The sequence below is a fragment of the Pararhodobacter aggregans genome, from assembly GCF_003075525.1.
Lineage (GTDB): Bacteria > Pseudomonadota > Alphaproteobacteria > Rhodobacterales > Rhodobacteraceae > Pararhodobacter > Pararhodobacter aggregans.
The window spans coordinates 60,634-79,858 of the sequence record NZ_QDDR01000018.1 but is presented as its reverse complement, the minus strand read 5'-3'; the positions used below and the strand labels follow the sequence as shown (position 1 = coordinate 79,858).

Annotated in this window: 18 protein-coding genes; 5 read left to right on the top strand and 13 right to left on the bottom strand. The window is 65.6% G+C overall.

The features are described from left to right. Together DDE23_RS23405 and DDE23_RS23400 are read right to left on the bottom strand one after the other, a co-directional pair. On the bottom strand, positions 1-133 hold a 133-nt coding region (locus tag DDE23_RS23405; RefSeq protein ID WP_116548264.1), incomplete at its 3' end, for a formate--tetrahydrofolate ligase. Positions 134-386: 253 nt separating this feature from the next. Then, positions 387-1,733: an NAD(P)-binding domain-containing protein gene (locus tag DDE23_RS23400; protein WP_107750882.1), complete on the bottom strand. Its 1,347-nt coding sequence runs from the start codon at positions 1,731-1,733 to the stop codon at positions 387-389. Positions 1,734-1,897: 164 nt separating this feature from the next. On the opposite strand from DDE23_RS23400, the gene DDE23_RS23395 reads away from it, so the two are divergent. After that, a complete protein-coding gene (locus DDE23_RS23395) occupies positions 1,898-3,199 on the top strand; it encodes an ABC transporter substrate-binding protein (protein WP_107750883.1) in 1,302 nt (433 codons plus the stop codon). Between the two features lie 18 nt (positions 3,200-3,217). Here the strand turns inward: DDE23_RS23395 and DDE23_RS23390 are convergent, their stop codons facing one another. From DDE23_RS23390 to DDE23_RS23370, 5 genes are all read right to left on the bottom strand, one after another. Continuing rightward, complete coding sequence (locus tag DDE23_RS23390) at positions 3,218-3,937, bottom strand: FadR/GntR family transcriptional regulator (RefSeq protein ID WP_107750884.1); 720 nt, start codon at positions 3,935-3,937, stop codon at positions 3,218-3,220. A gap of 128 nt (positions 3,938-4,065) precedes the next feature. After that, entirely contained in the window at positions 4,066-5,439 is a 1,374-nt protein-coding gene (locus tag DDE23_RS23385) for an ammonium transporter (RefSeq protein ID WP_107750885.1), read from the bottom strand. A 403-nt stretch (positions 5,440-5,842) separates the two neighbouring features. Then, complete coding sequence (locus tag DDE23_RS23380; RefSeq protein ID WP_202863317.1) at positions 5,843-6,337, bottom strand: flavin reductase family protein; 495 nt, start codon at positions 6,335-6,337, stop codon at positions 5,843-5,845. A 15-nt stretch (positions 6,338-6,352) separates the two neighbouring features. Beyond that, on the bottom strand, positions 6,353-7,585 hold the full coding sequence (locus DDE23_RS23375; protein ID WP_107750886.1) for a styrene monooxygenase/indole monooxygenase family protein: 1,233 nt from the start codon (positions 7,583-7,585) through the stop codon (positions 6,353-6,355). A 23-nt stretch (positions 7,586-7,608) separates the two neighbouring features. Then, on the bottom strand, positions 7,609-8,385 hold the full coding sequence (locus tag DDE23_RS23370; RefSeq protein ID WP_192883751.1) for an SDR family oxidoreductase: 777 nt from the start codon (positions 8,383-8,385) through the stop codon (positions 7,609-7,611). 177 nt (positions 8,386-8,562) lie between these two features. Here DDE23_RS23370 and DDE23_RS23365 point away from each other — a divergent pair, with 177 nt between their 5' ends. After that, positions 8,563-9,570, top strand: a complete 1,008-nt coding sequence (locus DDE23_RS23365; RefSeq protein ID WP_107750888.1) for an AraC family transcriptional regulator — start codon at positions 8,563-8,565, stop codon at positions 9,568-9,570. Here DDE23_RS23365 and DDE23_RS23360 read toward each other — a convergent pair. Genes DDE23_RS23360 through DDE23_RS23335 form a run of 6 tightly spaced genes read right to left on the bottom strand, consistent with a single transcriptional unit; the run spans position 9,563 to position 16,295 of the window. Next, positions 9,563-10,375 carry an ATP-binding cassette domain-containing protein gene (locus tag DDE23_RS23360; protein ID WP_107750889.1) on the bottom strand — a complete coding sequence of 271 codons (813 nt, stop codon included), beginning with the start codon at positions 10,373-10,375 and terminating at the stop codon, positions 9,563-9,565. The genes DDE23_RS23365 and DDE23_RS23360 overlap by 8 nt on opposite strands. After that, positions 10,372-11,241 carry an ABC transporter ATP-binding protein gene (locus DDE23_RS23355; RefSeq protein ID WP_107750890.1) on the bottom strand — a complete coding sequence of 290 codons (870 nt, stop codon included), beginning with the start codon at positions 11,239-11,241 and terminating at the stop codon, positions 10,372-10,374. Before DDE23_RS23355 ends, DDE23_RS23360 begins: the two co-directional genes overlap by 4 nt. 10 nt (positions 11,242-11,251) lie before the next feature. After that, positions 11,252-12,103, bottom strand: coding sequence for an ABC transporter permease (locus DDE23_RS23350; protein WP_107750891.1), 852 nt, complete (start codon positions 12,101-12,103; stop codon positions 11,252-11,254). Continuing rightward, positions 12,096-13,103, bottom strand: coding sequence for an ABC transporter permease (locus tag DDE23_RS23345; protein ID WP_107750892.1), 1,008 nt, complete (start codon positions 13,101-13,103; stop codon positions 12,096-12,098). The genes DDE23_RS23350 and DDE23_RS23345 overlap by 8 nt, the downstream gene beginning before the upstream one ends. Positions 13,104-13,151: 48 nt before the next feature. Next, on the bottom strand, positions 13,152-14,675 hold the full coding sequence (locus tag DDE23_RS23340) for an ABC transporter substrate-binding protein (protein WP_107750893.1): 1,524 nt from the start codon (positions 14,673-14,675) through the stop codon (positions 13,152-13,154). Between the two features lie 57 nt (positions 14,676-14,732). After that, positions 14,733-16,295, bottom strand: a complete 1,563-nt coding sequence (locus tag DDE23_RS23335; protein WP_107750894.1) for a phytoene desaturase family protein — start codon at positions 16,293-16,295, stop codon at positions 14,733-14,735. A gap of 104 nt (positions 16,296-16,399) precedes the next feature. Between DDE23_RS23335 and DDE23_RS23330 the strand changes: the two genes are divergently transcribed. The 3 genes from DDE23_RS23330 to DDE23_RS23320 are packed head-to-tail and all read left to right on the top strand — an operon-like array spanning position 16,400 to position 19,225. Further along, on the top strand, positions 16,400-17,191 hold the full coding sequence (locus tag DDE23_RS23330; protein ID WP_107750895.1) for a cyclase family protein: 792 nt from the start codon (positions 16,400-16,402) through the stop codon (positions 17,189-17,191). Positions 17,192-17,195: 4 nt separating this feature from the next. Further along, a complete protein-coding gene (locus tag DDE23_RS23325; RefSeq protein WP_107750896.1) occupies positions 17,196-18,758 on the top strand; it encodes a phytoene desaturase family protein in 1,563 nt (520 codons plus the stop codon). Further along, positions 18,755-19,225 (top strand): MarR family winged helix-turn-helix transcriptional regulator, encoded by a 471-nt coding sequence (locus tag DDE23_RS23320; RefSeq protein WP_107750897.1) that lies wholly within the window; start codon positions 18,755-18,757, stop codon positions 19,223-19,225. Before DDE23_RS23325 ends, DDE23_RS23320 begins: the two co-directional genes overlap by 4 nt.

Below are 19,225 nucleotides of genomic sequence, written 5' to 3'. Positions count from 1 at the left end.
CCTGGCTCACCTTCGCCTTGTCATGGCCATAGGGCAGAAGATGCTCCGCCGGGATCCCCAGCTTGTCGCCGATCTCCATGATCGGCTTCTTCCGCGCCTCACGCGCAATCTCGATATCCGTTTTGAAGCTCATGGTCTTTCTCTTCCTGTCGGTTTTCTGGGCACGGAAACCACCCGGGCAGGGGTGGCGTTATTCCTTATGCTCAATCTTTTTTCTTATCAGTCAACACAGAATCGGGCGGGGAACGACGGAACACCACGGATTTTTTGCCGGGCCCCTTGCGGCAGAACAGGAGATTCCGGCCTGAAAACAAGCGCTTCCAGACCGGGAAAAAGGCCGGCCCCGCAGGGCCGGCAGGGGCATCTTCGGAACCGGGGGGACTGGTTCAGTTCCGCAGATAGGCGGCCATGCTGTCGTCCAGCGCATCCTTCCAGGGCGTGTGATGGACGGGCGCCATGGTGCCGGTGATGACCGATTTGTAGGAATTGTTGCGGAAGCCCATGATGTCTTTCATCTTGTGCTTCTTCCACTCGAAGAAGGCCTCGCAGGCGCCGTCGATGTCGAAGCTGGGGTAATCCGTCTCGGCCACCAGTTCCTTGACGTAATCCGCCTGGTACTTGATGGCGTATTTGGTGTCGTCCGAGGCTTCCTCGCGCTCTTCGCGCTCTTTCACATCGGCCAGCATCGCCGCCTTGTCGGCGGGCAGGGCGATCTTGCCCATGATCGCGTCGCGGGCCCACCAGGCCTGCGCGTCGAACATGTTGAAGGTGAACCACTGGTCCTGCATCCCGAGATAGAAGAGCTTGGGGTTATGCACCCAGGCCACGCCCTTGTAGAGGTCGGCGGTCGCCAGCCGGTTCTTGGTCTTCAACCGCAGATCGTCGGGCAGGAAGTTGAAGAAATGCTTGTAGCCGGTGCACAGGATGATGGCGTCGATCTTCTTGGTCGAGCCGTCCTTGAAATGGGCGGTGTTGCCCTCGACCTTGACCAGCGCGGGCTTTTCTTCCCAATTGTCGGGCCAGGCGAACCCCATCGGCGCCGAGCGGTAGCAGCTGGTCACCGATTTCGCGCCATACTTCCAGCATTGCGAGCCGATATCCTCGGCCGAATAGGAGGCGCCCATCACCAGGATGTCCTTGCCGGCGAATTCGCGCGCGTCGCGGAAGTCATGGGCGTGCAACAGGCGGCCGTTGAAGCTTTCGAACCCCTCGTAATAGGGGATGTTCGGGGTCGAGAAGTGACCCGAGGCGACGATCACGTTGTCGAAGTCCTCGCTGTAGACATAGTCCTTCTTGTGGTCGTGCAGGGTGATGGTGAACTTGCCGGTGTCGTTGCTGTATTCGACCCAGCGCACCACGGTCGAGAAGCGGATCCAGTCGCGGACCTGCGCCTTCTTCACCCGGCCCTCGATATAATCGAAGAGCACGGCGCGCGGCGGATACGAGGCGATCTGCTTGCCGAAATGCTCCTCGAAGGAATAATCGGCGAATTCGAGGCCCTCTTTCGGGCCGTTGGACCACAGGTAGCGGTACATCGAGCAATGCACCGGCTCGCCGTGCTCGTCGAGACCGGTCCGCCAGGTGTAATTCCACAGCCCGCCCCAATTGTCCTGCTTCTCGAAGCAGACGATCTCGGGGATTTCCTCACCCTTGGCGGCGGCGGATTGGAAGGCGCGCAGCTGCGCCAGACCCGACGGCCCGGCACCAATGATGGCGACGCGTTTCTTGCTCATGAAGGCACTCCCTAGTCGGTTTGTAATTGGTTCTCAGTGGTCCATACCAAAGTACGCAGACACCAGACCAAATTGTCAACAATTATTCACCCCAGGCATATAATTTCGTTACCAGGAAGATAATTTCTCTTTTGACTTCAAGGGTTAGGGTGGTAGGAATTGGTATGCTAAACTCCAGTTTCGCCCACCGCATGGCGGTGACCTCACTTTTCCCCCAGACCCGAGTCGGCATGAACGAGCCGGTGAAGATCGGGTTTCTGGCACCACTGACCGGGCCGGTCAGTTCCTGGGGATTGCCGGGACTGCACGGCTGCCGACTGTGGGAGGATTGGCTCAACCGCGCCGGGGGCATGCTGATCGGCGGGCGCCGCTATCCGGTGTCGATCGTGCCCTTCGATTGCGGCTACGACCCCGAACAGGCGATGGAGGGCGCGCGGCATCTGGTGCGCAACGAACAGGTGCGGCTGCTGATGATGCTGGGCGGCGACACGTTCACGCCCTGCCGAACTTTCCTCAACGACAACAAGGTTCTGACCTCGACCCTGTTGCCCAGCGACCTGTCGCCCGACACCCGCTACCTGATCGCCCCGGCCGAGGTGCACCCGCTTTACAATGTCACCGGCGTGGACTGGTTGTCACGCACCCGGCCCGGTATCCGCAAGGTGGCTCTGTGCAGCCAGAAGGATGCGCTGGGTCTGCCCTCGGTCGCGACCTACCGCGCCGCCTTCGAGGCCGCGCAGATCGACGTGGTCAAGGACATCGCCTACGACCCGGCTGAAACCGATGTCGCCAGCATCGTGCAGCCGATGCTCGATTCGGCGCCCGATCTGCTGTGCTGGTGCACCAGTTACACGCCGATGGTCCACGCGATGACCGAATACGCCCACAAGATGGGCTATCAGGGCGAGATCCTGTCCTGCACGCTGGACAACTACCAGCGACTGGTTGCGCGGACCTCGGTCGACTTCATGGACGGCGCCATCTTCCAGTTCCCCGATTTCGACGACCCCAAGCTGGCCAAGAAGGCGTTCTTCTTCAACCGCCCCAGCACCTTCTTCAAGGAATACAACGCCCGCTATCCCAACAGCTGGAGCGCGGTGAGCTGGGAATACGTGGCGATACTGGACCTGTGGCACGCGGCGGTGGAAAAGGTGGGATCGGTGAACCCGGTCTCGGTGCTGAACACGATGAAGCACATGGACACCACGCCCCATGCCTTCGGCTCGGCCCGCTGGTGGGGGGAAAGCATCTTCGGCATCGACAACGCGCTGATCGGCGACTGGCCGGTTGTGACCCTGCAGGACGGGCGGGCCCGGATTGCCGAATTCGGCTCGATCCCCGCCTGGCTGGAAAAGCACGAACCCTTGCTGCACCGGCATCTGGCCCAGGTCGGTCAGCTCTGGCAGCAGCGGCTGGAGAGCGCTGGCCAGAAGACCGGCCTCACCTCGCGGCAGGTGGACAGCTGAAGCACCGGCGCCCGGCCGTCACCCGTCGTGCAGGAACAGCTTCTGCTCCTCGACCAGATGCAGCTTGGTGATCTCGACCGCGGCCTCGACATCGCGGGTGGCGATGGCGTTGAAGAGCGAGTTGAACCGGGTCTGGTATTCCTGGATCCGGTCCGGCGTCAGATGCTTGCGCATCAGGGCGGTGCGGAAGGATTGCCGGCAGACCTCGATGGTCAGCTCATAGCAGGATTCCAGCAGCGGGTTGCGCGTGGCCTGCGCGATGCGGCGATAGAATTCCTCTTCGCTGCGGATGAATTCGTTGAGGTCGGTGCGCACTGCCTCGATCCGGGCAACGGTCTGCGCCAGCGCGTCCAGCTCGCGCGGGGTCATGTTCATCACCGCCAGCCGCGTCATCTCGGGCTCGATGATCGAGCGCACGATGAGGTGGTCCAGCGGGCTGGTCCTTTCGCCGATCGAATCGGGCGAGGGGGTCTCGGGCCGGGCCGATTGATAGATCACGAAACTGCCGCTCCCCTGTCGGCGGCGGATCAGCTTGCGGGTCTCAAGAACGTCCAGCGCCTCGCGCACGGTGTTGCGCGACACCCCCAGCTCGGCCGCCAGAGCCCGTTCGCTGGGCAGGCGGGAATCAGGGGGGTATTCGCCCGAACGGATCCGCGCATAAAGCGTGTCGATCACGATGCGGACGGTCTCGCCGACGGTTTGACCGTTGGGCAGCTCCGCGGTGGGCAAGGACGTCATGATGGATCTACTTTGAGACAGTACAGGACCTGGACTTGCACGAAGCATAAGCAGGGGTCCGGCAAGCCACAAGCGCGACCCGACGAATAGTGAAGGCCCCGGCGAAACCGGGGCCTCCGACGTCGCGTTCAGGCCCCGCGCGGCGTGTCGGCATGGGTGACGACATCGGGCTCAAGACCCCAGCGGACGATGTCCAGACCCTTGATCTGATCCTCGTCCGAGACCTTCAGCCCGGTCGTGGCCCGCAGAATGACCGATAGCACCAGCCCGGTGACGACGCCCGCGCCGATGCAGGTGACGATCCCCGCGACCTGCATCAGAAGCGAGATCTCGCCATGCTGGAAGGCATAGGCGCCCTCCTCGATCCCCAGATAGCCGCCACGCGGCGTGCCGGCCTTGAAGATGCCGACCAGGAGCATACCGAGGACCCCACTGCCCAGGAACAGCGGGAACAGCTTGTGCTCGTCGATACCGCGCTTCAGCGTGAACTCGTAGACCGCATAGGAGGCGAGCGGCGCCACGAGGCCGACGAGGAACGCCTGCCACGGCAGCCAGACGTCAAAGCCCGGCGCCCCGGCCACGTAGCCCGCCAGCGGGCCAAGCAGCGTGTAGGCGTAATTGCGGGTGCGGTAGGCCAGCAGCAGGCCGGTGATGGCCCCGCCCGCCCAGACCAGCGCGTAATTGCTCAGCGCGATGCCGACGCTGGTATCGGCCATGGTCACGCTGACCGCATGCGCCTCGGGGTCGAAGAAGAAGAGGCAGGACATGATCACCATCGGCAGACCGGCGAAGATGATCATCAGGCCCGGCGCGCAAAGCCCGATGCTGGGCGCAAGATAGGCGCGCACCTCGGGATGCGGCTCCATCATGCCGGGGCGCTTGCCCATCTGGGCGTTGAGCACCAGCGCGATGCCCGCCGGGAACATGTAAACGAAGCCCACGCCGAAGAAGTCGTGGAAACCCAGGTTGGTGAGCGGCCCGACCGAGCCCCAGGTCACCCAGCTGAGCACCGACGAGCCCAGAGTCGCGACGATGCAGGTGATGTAATAGGCCGAGGGCTTCATCCGCTCGGAAACCGAGAAGTGCAGCAGGATGTTGATGATCCCGGCAAAGACCGCCAGGAAGAAGATGAAGATCTGGAACGTGTTCAGCCCGGGGAAGATCGCCGGATCGAGGTGCTGGGCCATCGCATTGGTCAGGTTGCCCCCCAGCCACCAATCCTTGAGCGAGTCCATCATCGTCCCGTCGACCATGATGTAGTATTGCCCGGCCCAGAAGCCGAAGCCGATCATGTAGTAGGTCGCGAAGCCCAGAAAGAAGCCCAGCGTCTTTTCGATGGTCGAGTTGAACAGGCTGCGGCGCCGCGCCGTGCCCGCGTCGATCAGCAGAAGGCCGACAACGACCAGGATCGCGCCCACGGTCCCGGATGCGTAAAGCACGTTCTGTACCAATGAATTCAATGTCACCTGTTCCGCGTAGAACGCGGTTGTATCGACGGACATTAGTTCCTCCCTCTTCTGTCCCTGCGTGTTCCGCCGGCTTTTCTTCGCGGCTTTCGGGCTGCAAAAGGACAAACGTCGAGAGGCGCCTGCCACCGATCGGAGATAGTACCAATTTAGACCTGTTTGGGTCCTCCTCGACCCAACGAAATCATGTCCGAGAACTGGCTCTTTTCAAACATATTTTTGAAACTAAAATTTCCTCAACGATTACAAAAACATAAGAACTCAGGTGCAATAATATTCCCAACAGGAAAGAACCACTTGCGACCAGATTGCCCGGATGATCCACAGAATCACAGGGCCACTTCACCCTTCGCGTCGCGGAACCAGCGGAAAAGAAAGGCGCCCTCCGATTGCGGAGGGCGCCTGTGTCTGCGGGTCATAGACGTGCGCGAGACGCGCCTCAGAGGGGGGCGAGGCGATGGAACCGCGATTGCTCATAGAGCAGGGCCGCGCCCTCGGCCTCGCTGATATCGGTGATCTGGCCGATGAAGATCTGATGCGTCCCGGCCCTGAGGCTCTCGGCCACTTCGCAGGAAAAGGCGACCCGGGCATCGGCCAGCACCGGCAACCCCAGCGCATCAGGGCGCCAGTCGCCGAGCGCGAATTTCTCCTCGCCCGTCGCGCCGCCGACCCCGGCGAAGCGCATCGCCACATCGCCCGAGGGGTCGGGCAGCAGGTTTACGGCGAAGCGCCCGGTCTCCAGGATGCCCTGGCAGGTGCCGGTCGCCCGGTTGACGCAGACCAGCAGGCTGGGCGGGTCCGCCGTCACCGAACAGACCGCCGTCGCGGTGATGCCGCGCCTCCCCTGCGGGGTGAGCGTGGTGATGATCGTCACCGCGCCCGGGAACCGCGCCATGGCGGACCGGAATTGACCGGGATCGACGGACATGCCCATGCTCCCCTCCTTTGCTCAGGCGGCTTTCAGTTCGGCCAGATAGACCGAAGCGGCTGCCGGATCGGCGAACCACGGGAAGAAGTCGCGCGGATCGTCGAAACCGTTGGCGATGCGATGGGCAAGCCGCGGCTCGACGCAGGCGGTGCCCATGATCTCCAGGATGAAGGGCGGCGGCGGGGCCAGCATCATGTTGGTCCAGTTGACCACCCATTGCGCGTAATCCCAATAGGCGTCGAAGGTGCCCTGCATCCAGCCCGCATCGAAGGGCCGGTCGCCATGATCGAGGATGCGCTTGAGATAGACCCGCGCCGCCTTGGCCGCGTTGTTGGACCCCTGCCCGGTGATCGGATCGTTGAGGCAGACGGCATCGCCCAGCCCCAGCACCCGCGCGCCCGAGGGCAGCGTGCCGACGGGCTTGCGAACCGTCGGCGGGAAGCGGCCCGCCAGGATGCCGTTGTCATCGGTCAGGCTCAGGTTGCGGCAGCGTTCGGCTTCCCACGGCAGGAAGGTGTTGAGGATACCCAGCGAGGTTTCCAGATGCTGCTCGGGGCTCTTCACCTCCGCCCAGCAATCCATCGGGCCGCCGGGCACGCCTTCGAACACCATGATGTCGCAAGGCCCGGTGGTGGTCAGCGCCGGGAAGACGAAATATTCGCCGACCCCGGGGATCAGGTTGAAGTTCACGGCCGAGTATTCGGGCCGCGGGGTCATGCCGGTGACATAGGTCAGCGCCAGCGCCCGCTGCGGCCGGTCATAGGGGGATTTCGCCGCGTCGCGCTCGAACATCTTGCCGACGTCGCCCTTGCCCGAGGCGACGATCACCAGATCGTCCTCCCGCGCGTAAAGCTCCATATCGGCGATGCCCGCTTCCTTCAGCACCAGCCGACCGCCCAGCTTTTCGAACTCCGCCATCCAGCGCGGGATCTTGACCCGCTGGTCCACCGAATAGGCGTTGCGGTCGAGGCGCGATGCCCAGTCGACCGCCTTCGCGCCCGGCAGTTCAGGATGAGGCACGACAAAGCTGATGCCCTCGACCGGCGGGCAATGGTCGGTCCAGAAGTCGATGCCGAGGGCACGCTCGGCCTCGATAGCGTCGCCGAACATGCATTGGCTGGACAGGACCTTGCCCGTCGCCATGTCCTGCGCGTCGCGGTTTTGCACCACGCGCACCTGATAGCCCTTCTGCAGCAGGCCGATGGCCAGTTGGAAGCCCGACTGGCCGCCGCCGACAATGGTGATCTTTCTCATGGTCAACTCCCTGTTGTTCTTTGTTATTCCATCAGTTTCGGGATCGCCGGCACCGCCTGCTCAGGGCCCATGGCGGTGTAGCCGCCATCGACCCGGATATCGGTGCCGGTGATGAAGCTCGCCTCATCCGAGCAGAGGAACAGCACCGCGCTGGCCACTTCCTCGGGGTTGCCGGTGCGGCCCAGCAGGTGAAAGGGCGCGGCCACGGCATCGGTCTTGGCCCGGTCGCCGCCGGTCAGCTGGTCCATGATGTTGGACCATGTCCAGCCGGGGCTGACGGCGTTCACCCGGATGCCCTCGGGCGCGAGGTCCATGGCCTGATTGCGCGTGAGTTGCAGGATCGCGGCCTTGCTGACCGGGTAGAGCCAGCGCCCGGTCTGCGCCACCCGGGCCGAGATCGAACCGAAATTGACGATCGCGCCCTTGGTCGCCGCCAGATCTTTGCGCGCGGCCTGCATCAGCATGACCGAGCCCACGAGGTTCACATCCAGCGCCTCCAGCCATTCGGCACGGGGCGACTCCGCGCCGTTGTCGAGATAGGAGCAGGCGACGTTCACCAGAAAGTCGATCCGGCCATAGGCGTTGCGCGTCGCCTGAACCAGCGCCGCGATGTCGTCGTCGCTGCGCAGGTCGCAGCGGGTGAAGCCCACGCCCTCGGCCACCATCGCCTGACCGCCTTCGGCGTCGATATCCGCCACCATGACCCGCACGCCCGCCGCGCGGAACGCGGCCACCACGGCCCGCCCGATCTTGGTGGCGCCGCCCGGAACGATGGCGACCTTGCCGTCCAATCCCCGCATGATCTTCCCCTGTTGTACCTTGTTTGACGGGTACTCTGGCAGGGTCCGCGGGGGTGACTATCCGCGCAGCACGCGGATTATCCGAAAAACGAAAAAACCTTCATCCAACCGTAAAAATATGTGCAGACGCATGTATCCGGTGTTAGCCTTTCCGGGTCCCCGGCCCTGGAGGCTGTCATGGCGAATCCTGCTGCGGTCCCGCTGGCCGCCCACGCGCTGTTTCATACCCACGACCTTGACGAGGCGCGCGAGCGTGTCGCCTCGGTCTTTTGTCCGCACCGGCTGGACCGGATCGGCAAGGGCGCCTTCGACGCCTGCCACCATCACCTGCGGGGCGAGCGGCTGTCCCTGAATTACATCGCCTATGGCACCAAGACGCTGATCGCCCCGGGCGAGCTGCGGGATTTCTATCTGGTGCAGGTGCCGCTTTCGGGTGCGGCGGCGATCCGCAACGGGGCGGATACCTATGTCTCGGACCCGGCGCGGGCGGCGGTGCTGAACCCGCATCACGCGACGACGATGATCTGGGATGAGGACTGCCGGCAGGTGCTGTTGCAGATCGACCGGCAGGCACTGAACGCGCATCTGGCCGGGCTGATCGCCGGGCGGCCCGACCGGCCGCTGACCTTCACCGGCTCTTTCGACCTGACCAGCCAGCGGGGTGCGGCGCTGAAGGCGCTGCTGCTTTATCTGGTGAGTGAGGCGGATGCGGGCCGCCCGGTCCTGCGCCCCGGCAGCCTGCTGGGCCGTCAGATCGAAAGCACGCTGATGACCGGCCTGCTGGAGGCGCATCGTCACAATTTCTCCGACGCGCTGAGCCACAGCCGGGGCCCCGCGCCCCTGCCCCGCATGGTCCGTCAGGCCGAGGAATACATCCTGGCCCATGTCGATCAGCCGATCGCCATCGAGGATGTGGCGCAGGCCGTGGGCGTCAGCGCCCGGACCCTGCAACTGGCGTTCCGGCGGTTTCGCGACACCACGCCCATGGCCTTCCTGCGCGACGCGCGCTTGGACCGGGCGGATGCCGACCTGCGCGCGGCGCTTCCGGGCAGCAGCGTGACCGAGATTGCCACGCGCTGGGGTTTCGGCCATTTCGGCCGCTTCGCCGGGATCTATCGTGCGCGCTTCGGCTGCACGCCACGGCAGACCCTGCAGGACGCGCTGGCCGACCGCTTCGTCAGCTAGCGCGCTGGAACCAGGGTTTTTTCGGGTCCGGCTCGGGGATCGCCTCCAGCAGTTCCCGCGTGTAGGCCGCCTGCGGCGCGGCGAACAGCGTCTCGCAGGCCGAATCCTCGACGATCTCGCCCTGATAGAGCACCAGCACCCGGTCGCAGAGCCGGCGGATGACGCTCAGGTCGTGGCTGATGAAGGCCAGCGTCAGGTTCATCTCACGCACGAGGTCACGCAGGATCGAGAGAACCTGCGCCTGGCTCGACACATCAAGGCCCGAGACGATCTCATCGGCCAGAATGAAATCGGGCCTGAGCGCGATGGCCCGGGCGATGCCGACCCGCTGCCGCTGCCCGCCCGACAATTCATGCGGGAAACGCGCGCCGAAACTGCGCGGCAGGCCGACGCGTTCCAGCGCCTCCAGCGCCTCGGCCCGGGGGTTGGCGCGACCGTGCAGCGACAGCGGCGCGGCGATGATCCGGGCGACGGACATGCGGGGGTTCAGCGACGACATCGGGTCCTGAAAGATCATCTGGAAGCGATGCCGCAGCGGGCGCAGCGCCGGTTCCGGCAGATGGGTCAGGTCGGTGCCATCAAAGGTGACGCGCCCGCCGGTCGGCTCCAACAGCCGCACCAACGCCCGGCCCAGCGTCGACTTGCCCGAGCCCGAGCCGCCGACAATGCCCAGCACCTGACCCTTGGGGATGGCAAAGCTCATGCCTTTCAGGATCTCGATCCGGGGGGCCGCGCCGAACAGAGGCTTACGGGTCATGTCGGGCAGCGAGAGGCGCAGATCCTCGACGCGGTACAGATCGCTCATGAATGCCACCTCAGGTCGGCGTCGGCGACCGCGCGCTGCGCCAGGGCGATCACCGCCTCGGGCACCGGGGTCAGGTCGGCGGTGGGGTCGGTATGCCGGGGTGTCGCGGCCAGAAGCGCCCGGGAATAGGGATGCTGCGGCGCCTCGAAGAAAGCGCCGACCTCGGCCTCCTCCATCACCAGCCCGCCATAGAGGACGGTCAGCCGCTGACAGATCTTCGACACCACGCCCAGATCGTGCGTCACGAACAACAGCGCCGTGCCGTGGCGCGCCTGCATCTCGAAGATCAGCTTCAGGATCTGCTTCTGCACCGTCACGTCCAGCGCGGTCGTCGGCTCGTCCGCAACGATCAGCCGGGGTTCGGCGGCAAAGGCCGAGGCGATCAGCACCCGTTGCCGCATCCCGCCCGACAGCTCGTGCGGATAGGCGCGCAGCACGCGGTCGGGCTGGGGGATGTGCACATCGTGCAGGATCTCCTCGGTCCTTGCCCGCGCCCGGGCCTTTTCCCAGCCGAGGATATCGACCAGCCGGTCACCGATCTGCGGTCCGATCCGCCGCGCCGGGTTCAGCGCGGTCAGCGGGTCCTGCGGGATCAGCGCCGCCTTCTGGCCGATCAGATGCCGCCGCTGCCGGGGCGGCAGTTTCAGCAGATCCACCCCGTCCAGCTCGATGGAACCGCCGACGATCTTCGCGGATCGCGGCAGAATGCCCAGCACCGCCTTGCCGATCATCGACTTGCCGGCACCGGATTCGCCCACCAGCCCCATCACCTCGGTCGCGCCCACATCCAGCGAGACGCCGCGCAGAAGCCGGTGGTTGGTGCCGCGCAGGATGACCGAGAGGTCACGGATTTTCAGGAAACTCATGCCCGCCCCCTCAATTCAGCACCGGGTCGAAGCGGTCTTTCAGACCCTCGCCCAGCTGCGAGAAGGACAGCACCGTCAGGAACAGCGCGACCAGCGGGAAGACCAGCACCCACCAGGCCTGATGGATCGACAGCCGCCCCTCGGCGATCATCCCGCCCCAGGTCGGATCGTCGGTCGAGACCGACAGGTTCACGAAGGACAGGATCGCCTCGACGATCACGGCGATGCCCATTTCCAGCGTCAGCAGGACGATGATGGTGGACAGCACATTCGGCAGGATCTCGGTCAGCAGGGTCGACATGCGCCCCCGTCCTGCCACCTGCGCCGAGGCCACGTAATCCATCGCCCCTTGCGCCATCGCCTCGGCCCGCACGACGCGGGCGAAGCGGGTCCAGTCGATGACGATGATCGCCACCACGACCGAGGTGAGGCCCGTGCCCATCACCGCGATCAGCAGGATGGCAAACAGGACCGGCGGAAACGCCATCCAGATATCGACGAGGCGCGAGATGACCATATCGGTCCAGCCCCGGTAGTAGCCCGCGATCAGACCCAGCGTCGCGCCAATGAGCGCCGTCGCGGTGCCGGCGATCAGCGCGACGATCAGCGCCACCCGCCCGCCGTAGAGGATGCGGCTGAGGACATCGCGGCCGAGGCTGTCGGTGCCCAGCCAATAGCCGGGCTCGGCCCCATCCATCCAGAAGGGCGGCAGGCGGCTGGTGAACAGATCCTGCATCAACGGATCCTGCGGCGCGATCCAGGGCGCGAAGACCGCCCCGATCACCAGCGCCGTCAGCCACCCGGCCGAGAGCCAGAGCCTGAGCCCGGCCGTGCGTTTCACAAGCGAGCGGCCGTCAAGCATGGCGCAACCTCGGGTTCAGGACGGCATAGAGCAGATCGACGGCGAGGTTCACCAAGGTGAAGAGCAACGCGAAGAGCAGCACGATCCCCTGGATGAGCGGCAGGTCGCGGTTGATGACCGCGTCAATCGCCATGTTGCCCAACCCCTCGTAGGAAAAGAGCCGCTCGATGATGACCGTGCCGCCGATCAGGAAGGTGAACTGCACGCCGATCAGCGTCAGCGTCGGCAGGACGGCGTTGCGCAAAGCCTCGCGCAGGATGACGTGGTTCTCGCTGTAGCCCTTGGTGCGGGCCAGCGTGACATAATCAAGGTGCATGGTTTCCTTGAGGCTCTGCTTCAGCAGCTGGCCGATGATCGCCGCCAGCGGGATGGCCAGCGCCAAGGCGGGCATCAGCATGTGCTGCACCAGATCAAGCCACAGGTCGAACCTGAGCCGCACCACGCTTTCGAACAGGAAGAACGAGGTGGCGAATTCCGGTACCAGTTGCGGCGAGACCCGGCCCGAAATGGTGAAGACCGGCCAGAGCACGCCGAAAAGCAGGATCAGCACCAGCCCCCAGAGAAAATCGGGCACGCTCAGCGCCATGCCGTTCGCCACATCAAGCGCGCCCTCGGTCCGCGTGTAGCGCAGCCGGGTGCCGGTCAGCGCGACCAGCCCGCCGAGGGCGACCGCGATGACCAGCGCCATGATCGACAGTTCCAGCGTCGCCGGCAGGCGCGACAGGACCAGCCCCAGCACCGGCTGGCGGGTGGTGATCGAGGTGCCGAAATCGCCCTGCACCACCCCCCCCAGCCAGATGAAGAATTGCTCGGGGATGGATTTGTCCAGCCCGTAGAAGGCGTTCAGTCGGGCGATATCCGCCTCGGTCGCGCCGGGGGGCAGCATCATGGCGACGGGATCGCCTGGAACGATACGGATCACGGCAAACACGATCACCGCCACGCCCAGAAGCGTGACGAGCGTGGTCGCGATCCGTGTCAGAAGACGGCGCAGAAACATGGGAACCTCGGGCAGCCGGGGGGCGGTCAGAGCCGCCCCCCGGGTATGTTACGCGCGCGTCATCAGATGCGGCAGCAGCGCGCCCGAGGCATGGGGCACCACGGTGACGCCCGAGGCATGCAGGATCGGCTGCACATATTGCAGCAGCGGCAGGACATAGGCGTGTTCGGCGATATAGCGCGAGACGTCCTTCCAGCCCTGAATGCGCGTGGCCTCGTCCGGTTCGGCCCAGAGCGGGCCGATCATCTCGATCAGGTCGGGGCTGTCCCAGACCGAATGCGGCGAGGGGCCGAACATGGCAAAGCCCGTCGAGGTGGTCGGATCCCCGACCGAATTGCCCCAGTTGTAGAAGGCCGCAGGCGCCAGCTGGTCGGCTGCGCGCAGCTCGTAGTGGCGGGCGACCTCGTAGACCTCGATCTCGGCCTCGATCCCCACCCGGCGCCACATGCCGACGATGGCCTGGATCATCTCGTAATCCTTGGGCTTGAAGCCGCGCGTGGTCTGGATGGTGAAGCGCACCGGGTTGTCGGTGGAATAGCCCGAGGCCGCCAGCAGTTCGCGGGCCAGATCGGGGTCGTAGGCGACCTCGATGGTTGGATCGAAGGCGGCGTATTCCGGCGTCTCCAGCGTGCTGATCGCAACCCCGTAGCCCGAGAGCAGGCGGTCGATGATGAGCTGCTTGTCCACCGCATGGACGGCGGCGCGGCGCACGTTCTCGTCCAGCATCACGTCGATGTCGTTAAAGAAGATCATCGCGATATCGCTGACCGGCGCGGCGACGCCCGCAAGCCCCGAGCGGTCGCGCAGGCGGTCGTATTCCTCGTAGGGGATTTCCAGCGTGACATGGCTGCGGCCCGATTCCACCTCGGCCACGCGGCTGGCGGCATCGGTGACGAAGCGGATAGTGACGGTCTCGAATTCCGGCACGCCGTTCCAGTAATCGGCATTGGCGCGCAGCCGGACGAAGGCGTTGCGCTCATATTGCTCGACCTTGTAGGGCCCGGTGCCGATCGGCGCGGCCTCGAAGCCCTCGGCGCCGACACGCTCGTAATAGGCTTTCGGCAGGACATAGCCGGTGAGGAAGTACATCCATTTGAAGATCGTCGGATCGAACTGGGCCACATCGGCGATGACCCGGTTCCCCTCGACCCGGTGGTTGGCCAGCGTGCCCCAGACGAACTGGATCGGGTTGCCGGTGGCGGGATCGGCGGCGCGGGCCAGCGACCAGGCGACATCCTCGGCACTGAAATCCGAACCGTCATGCCATTTGACGCCCTCGCGGACATCCATCCAGACCTGCGTGCGGTCCTCGTTCCAGCCCCAGTCGGTCAGCAGGCCCGGCGCGGGCGTCAGATCCGGCTGTTGCAGGATGAACTGGTCAAAGACCGACTGATAGAGACCCTGAATCGTCGGGTTGACGGCCGAGGGGCCGACGGTCGGGTCCCAGCTGGGCAGGTTGACGTTATAGGCGATGACCAGTTCATCGATGGCCTGCGCGAAGGCGGGCAAGGCGACGCTCAGCGTCACCGTGGCGGCGCTCATCTTCAGAAGACTGCGGCGTGAGAGTTTCATGGTTCATATCCCTGTTGGTCTGTGGTTCGTTGCGCGCCCCGTTGCTCGGGGTCTGGTTCATGTCAGGCGTTGCGCCAGCTGATAGCCGGGCCCGGCGCCGGTCCCCGCCCCGGGCCAGACGGCGGCCCCGGTCAAATGCAGGTTGCGGATCGGCGTGCTGCCATCGGCATGGCCGGGGGCAGGACGGAACAGGAAATGCTGCGCCAGATGGTGGCTGCCGCAGACCTGATCGCCACCGACGAGGTTCGGGTTGTCGGCCTCCAGCTCCATCGGCGTGACGATGCGGCGGCCGAGGATCTTGGCCCGGACACCGGGCGCGTAGCGTTCGAGGATATCGAGCGCGCGCTCGGCCATCGGATCCGCCACCTCGGCCCAGTCGCGGGCGGCAATGAGGCCGGCCGCGTCGCCCAGGATCGTGCCGGGCACCATGCGGACCTGCATCCAGAGGACGTGCTTGCCCTCAGGCGCGCGCGAGGGGTCGAAGACCGTGGGCTGGCCCACGACGATCACCGGCTCGTCGGGCAGCAGCCCTGCCTTGGCCTGCTGATAGGTCCGCGCCATCTGGTCGAGCGAGGGCGCGAGGTGGACATAGGCGAAGCCCTTCAGCGCCTCGCCCGCGGCCCAGTCGGGCAGCGAATCCATCGCGAGGTGGATCATCATCGTCCCGGGAGCATGGGCGTAATCCGCCATCCGCTTGTCGAAACCCGCATCGCCGGTGCCGCCGGTCAACCGGACCAGTGCCCGCGGCGCCAGATTGGCGATCACGGCTTTCTTGGCGGCGATCCGGCGACCATCCGCCAGGGTGATTGCCCGGGCCACGCCGCCCTGATGCTCGATCCCGGTGACTTCGACCCCGCATTCAACGCGGCCACCGCGCGCCTCGATGGCCTTGACCAGCGCTCTGGTGACGGTATCTGCCCCGCCCTGCCCCAGCGCCATGCCGAAGGCCTGACCGGCCATCCCCTCCAGATAGGGGAACAGCGCGCCGCCCGCGCTGTCGGGCGCGTAATCCAGATGCATGCCCCAGGCGCCCAACATGGCCCGCAGCTTTTCGGACACGAAAGTCTCGGTCAGCCAGGCGCGGGGCGAGGCCAGCAGGAAACGCGCCAGCTCCAGCGCGCCGCTCATGCCGCGGCGGCGCCACAGGCCCCAGAGAAAAGATGCTAATGCATACATCTTCATCTTGGCGCCGAGCAAGGCGAAGACATCCTCGGCCCGGGTCGGGAAGGTTTCGCTGAGCGAATCCCAGACCTTCGCATCCGCCTCGGACAATGCTGCGATGCGGCTACGGTTGGCGGCCTGGTCCATCTCGATCCCCAGCCAGGTCGCGTCCGGGAAAGCCGAAGCAAAGGGGCGGTTGACCGGCACGAAGGCCAGCCCGTGCCCGGCCAGTTCTTGAGCGAATTGCTTATGAAACTGGCTTCCCGCGAAGAGCGAGAGGTTCATCGCCGCCCAGTCGTGACGAAAGCCCGGCAGGGTATACTCGCCGCTTTTCACCGCCCCGCCCGGCACCGGCGCGCGTTCGTAGACACCCACCCGCCAGCCCTTTGCGGCAAGGGTCAAAGCACAGGCCAGAGAATTATGTCCGGCGCCGATCAGCACCGCATCGAGATCATCCACGACCAAGCCCCCACGAGTCGAAATGATATTTGCAAATGCATATAAATCTGTCTAGTCTGTTTTTGTGAAGGGCCGACACAGGCCCCGTGACAGGGAGAATCGCCATGAATGCATCCAATGTTCTGACGCAGCTTGCCGGCCTTCTGGCCTCGGGCGGCATCGAGGTGGTGGATTGCACGGGGACGCTGGGCCCCGACACGCCGCTGCTGAAACTGCCGCCGGAACTGGCCAAGGACACCCCGCCCATCAAGATCCACCGCATCAGCGAATACGATCAGGACGGGCCGTTCTGGGCCTGGAACTGGCTGGAACTGGGCGAACACTCGGGCACGCATTTCGACGCGCCGCATCACTGGATCACCGGCAAGGATTACTCGGACGGTTATACCGACACGCTGGACATCAAGCGCGTCGTGGCCCCGGTCAACGTGCTGGATTTCAGCGCCGAATGCGCCGCCGATCCGGATTTCCTGCTGACCGTCGAGCATATCGACGCCTGGGAGGCCCAGCACGGCGCGATCAACGCCGGGGAATGGGTCGTCCTGCGCTCGGACTGGGACAAGCGCGCGCACGATGAGGCGCTGTTTCTCAACGCCAACGAGACCGGGCCGCACACCCCCGGGCCGACCGCCGAGGCGATCCAGCACCTCATCGGCAAGGGCATCGTCGGCTGGGGCAGCCAGTGCATCGGCACCGACGCGGGCCTTGCGGGCGGCATGAACCCGCCCTTCCCGGCGCATAACCTCCTGCACGCGAACAACCGCTTCGGCCTCGCCTCGCTTGCCAATCTGGACAAGCTGCCGCCCAAGGGCGCGATCCTGATCGCCGCGCCCCTGAAGATCGCCCAGGGCACCGGCTCGCCGATCCGGGCGCTGGCGCTGGTCGCGCGGGGCTGAGGCCATGGCGGCCGATCACGTCATCATCGGGTCCGGGATCAACGGGCTCGTGGCCGCGGCCATGCTGGCATTGAAAGGCCACAAGGTCACGGTGCTGGAGCGCGAGGACCGTCTGGGCGGCTGCCTGCTGACCGACACCGCGACCCTGCCGGGCTTCCACCATGACGTGATGGCCGCCACCTGGGTCTTGTTCATGACCTCGCCCGCCGGGGCGGCGCTGGGGCCGCATCTGGCCAGGCACGGGTTCGACTATTGCCACAGCCCGCACCCCACGGCGGTGCTGCGGCCCGATGGCAGCGCCCTGGTGCTGACCATGGACCCGGCCAAGAACCGCGCGACCTTCAACGCACTGGCCCCGGGCGACGGTGACCAGCATGCCGCCGATACCGGGCAGATCGCCGCCGATGCGCCCTTCCTGTTCGGCCTTCTGGGCGGATCGCTCTGGTCCTGGGGCACGGCGAAACTGCTGTTCGGGCAGGTGCGCAAGCGCGGCCTTCGTGGTCTTGCCGGCTGGATGGGTCAGGCCCTGGCGCCTGCGCGCGGCTGGCTGGAAGCGCGCTATCGCAGCCCGCTGGTTCAGGCGCTTTGGGCGCCGTGGGTGCTGCATTGCGGCCTGACGCCCGAATCCGCCTATTCGGCGCAGATGGGCAAGGTCATCGCCTTCGCGCTGGAGGCCGCCGGGGCCCCGGTGGTCAAGGGTGGCTCGGGTGCTGCGGTCGCCGCCTTCAAATCGCTGATCGAGGCGCATGGCGGAACCTTGCGCACCGGCGCCGATGTGTCCCGGATCGAGGTTCTGGATGGCCGCGTCACCGGGGTGATGCTGACCACGGGCGAGACGATCGCCGCGCGCTCGGTCCTGGCCTCGGTCGCGCCGGGGCAGCTTTACGACCGGCTTCTGGGCGATGCCGAGCTGACCCAGGACCGCGCCGCGCTGCCCGATTTCCGGCACGGGCGGGGCAATTTCCAGCTGCATTTCGCGCTGGACCGGGCGCCGGAATGGCTGACCCCGGGGCTGGAGGACGTGGCGCTGATCCACCTGTCGGACGGGATCGACGCGGTGTCGAAATCCGCCAACGAGGCGGAGCGTGGCCTCTTCCCGGAAACCCCCACCCTCTGCGTCGGCCAGCCGTCCAAGCTGGACCCGACCCGTTGTCCCGAGGGCAAGGCGATCCTCTGGCTGCAAATCCCCGACGCGCCCCGCGCCATCAAGGGCGACGCCGCCGGCCAGATCCCCGGCCGCAGCTGGGACGAGGCCACGCGCGAGGCTTTCGCCGACCGGATCGAGGGCATCCTCGCCCGCCACATCAAGGATTTCGACCGGATCAGGCTGGCGCGCCGGGCCTATTCCCCCGCCGATCTGGAAGCGATGAACATCAACCTCGTCGGCGGCGATCCCTATGGCGGGCATTGCGGCATCGACCAGTTCTTCATCTGGCGCCCCTTCGCCCATTCCACCAACGGGGTTGGACCCGTGCGCGGCCTGATCCATATCGGGGCCTCGACGCATCCGGGGCCGGGCCTCGGCGGCGGATCGGGGTTCAACGCGGCGAAGAGGCTGGGGGCATGAGCGATCAGGGCAAGAGACGGACGAGGCTGGGCGAAACCGGGCTGGAGGGTTTCGCGCCCTATCTGATGAACCGGATCATGGGCCGCTATAACGCCGAGATCCGCGCGGCCCTGGGCAAGAACGGCCTGTCCACGCCGAAGATGCGGGCGCTTGCGGTGCTGTCGGTGGTGCAGGCACCGCTGATCCGGGAACTTGCCGTCTATGCCGTGACCGAACAATCGACGCTCAGCCGGGCGCTGGACCAGTTGGAGGCCGATGGCCTCGTCCGGCGGGAAACCGACCCCAACGACAGCCGGGCAACGCGGATCTTCATCACCGCCGCCGGTCGCGAAGTCTTCGAAGGCCTCTGGCCGCACATGACCGACGCGCAGGAGGTCATGTTCCGCGGTATTTCCGACGACGAACGGCAAGCCTTCCTGCTCACCTTGCAGAAGATGCTGCGCAACATCCGCAAACACGAATTCTGA

What these genes read in the sequence shown, in the direction of transcription:
- DDE23_RS23390 (WP_107750884.1), bottom strand. Translation starts at nt 3,937, where the DNA reads ATGACGTCCTTGCCCACCGCGGAGCTGCCCAACGGTCAAACCGTCGGC.
- DDE23_RS23370 (WP_192883751.1), bottom strand. Translation starts at nt 8,385, where the DNA reads ATGCGGGGATTGGACGGCAAGGTCGCCATCGTTCCGGGCGGCGCCACC.
- DDE23_RS23395 (WP_107750883.1), top strand. Translation starts at nt 1,898, where the DNA reads ATGCTAAACTCCAGTTTCGCCCACCGCATGGCGGTGACCTCACTTTTC.
- DDE23_RS23345 (WP_107750892.1), bottom strand. Translation starts at nt 13,103, where the DNA reads ATGTTTCTGCGCCGTCTTCTGACACGGATCGCGACCACGCTCGTCACG.
- DDE23_RS23380 (WP_202863317.1), bottom strand. Translation starts at nt 6,337, where the DNA reads ATGGGCATGTCCGTCGATCCCGGTCAATTCCGGTCCGCCATGGCGCGG.
- DDE23_RS23375 (WP_107750886.1), bottom strand. Translation starts at nt 7,585, where the DNA reads ATGAGAAAGATCACCATTGTCGGCGGCGGCCAGTCGGGCTTCCAACTG.
- DDE23_RS23320 (WP_107750897.1), top strand. Translation starts at nt 18,755, where the DNA reads ATGAGCGATCAGGGCAAGAGACGGACGAGGCTGGGCGAAACCGGGCTG.
- DDE23_RS23355 (WP_107750890.1), bottom strand. Translation starts at nt 11,241, where the DNA reads ATGAGTTTCCTGAAAATCCGTGACCTCTCGGTCATCCTGCGCGGCACC.
- DDE23_RS23400 (WP_107750882.1), bottom strand. Translation starts at nt 1,733, where the DNA reads ATGAGCAAGAAACGCGTCGCCATCATTGGTGCCGGGCCGTCGGGTCTG.
- DDE23_RS23365 (WP_107750888.1), top strand. Translation starts at nt 8,563, where the DNA reads ATGGCGAATCCTGCTGCGGTCCCGCTGGCCGCCCACGCGCTGTTTCAT.
- DDE23_RS23325 (WP_107750896.1), top strand. Translation starts at nt 17,196, where the DNA reads ATGGCGGCCGATCACGTCATCATCGGGTCCGGGATCAACGGGCTCGTG.
- DDE23_RS23360 (WP_107750889.1), bottom strand. Translation starts at nt 10,375, where the DNA reads ATGAGCGATCTGTACCGCGTCGAGGATCTGCGCCTCTCGCTGCCCGAC.
- DDE23_RS23340 (WP_107750893.1), bottom strand. Translation starts at nt 14,675, where the DNA reads ATGAAACTCTCACGCCGCAGTCTTCTGAAGATGAGCGCCGCCACGGTG.
- DDE23_RS23350 (WP_107750891.1), bottom strand. Translation starts at nt 12,103, where the DNA reads ATGCTTGACGGCCGCTCGCTTGTGAAACGCACGGCCGGGCTCAGGCTC.
- DDE23_RS23385 (WP_107750885.1), bottom strand. Translation starts at nt 5,439, where the DNA reads ATGTCCGTCGATACAACCGCGTTCTACGCGGAACAGGTGACATTGAAT.
- DDE23_RS23330 (WP_107750895.1), top strand. Translation starts at nt 16,400, where the DNA reads ATGAATGCATCCAATGTTCTGACGCAGCTTGCCGGCCTTCTGGCCTCG.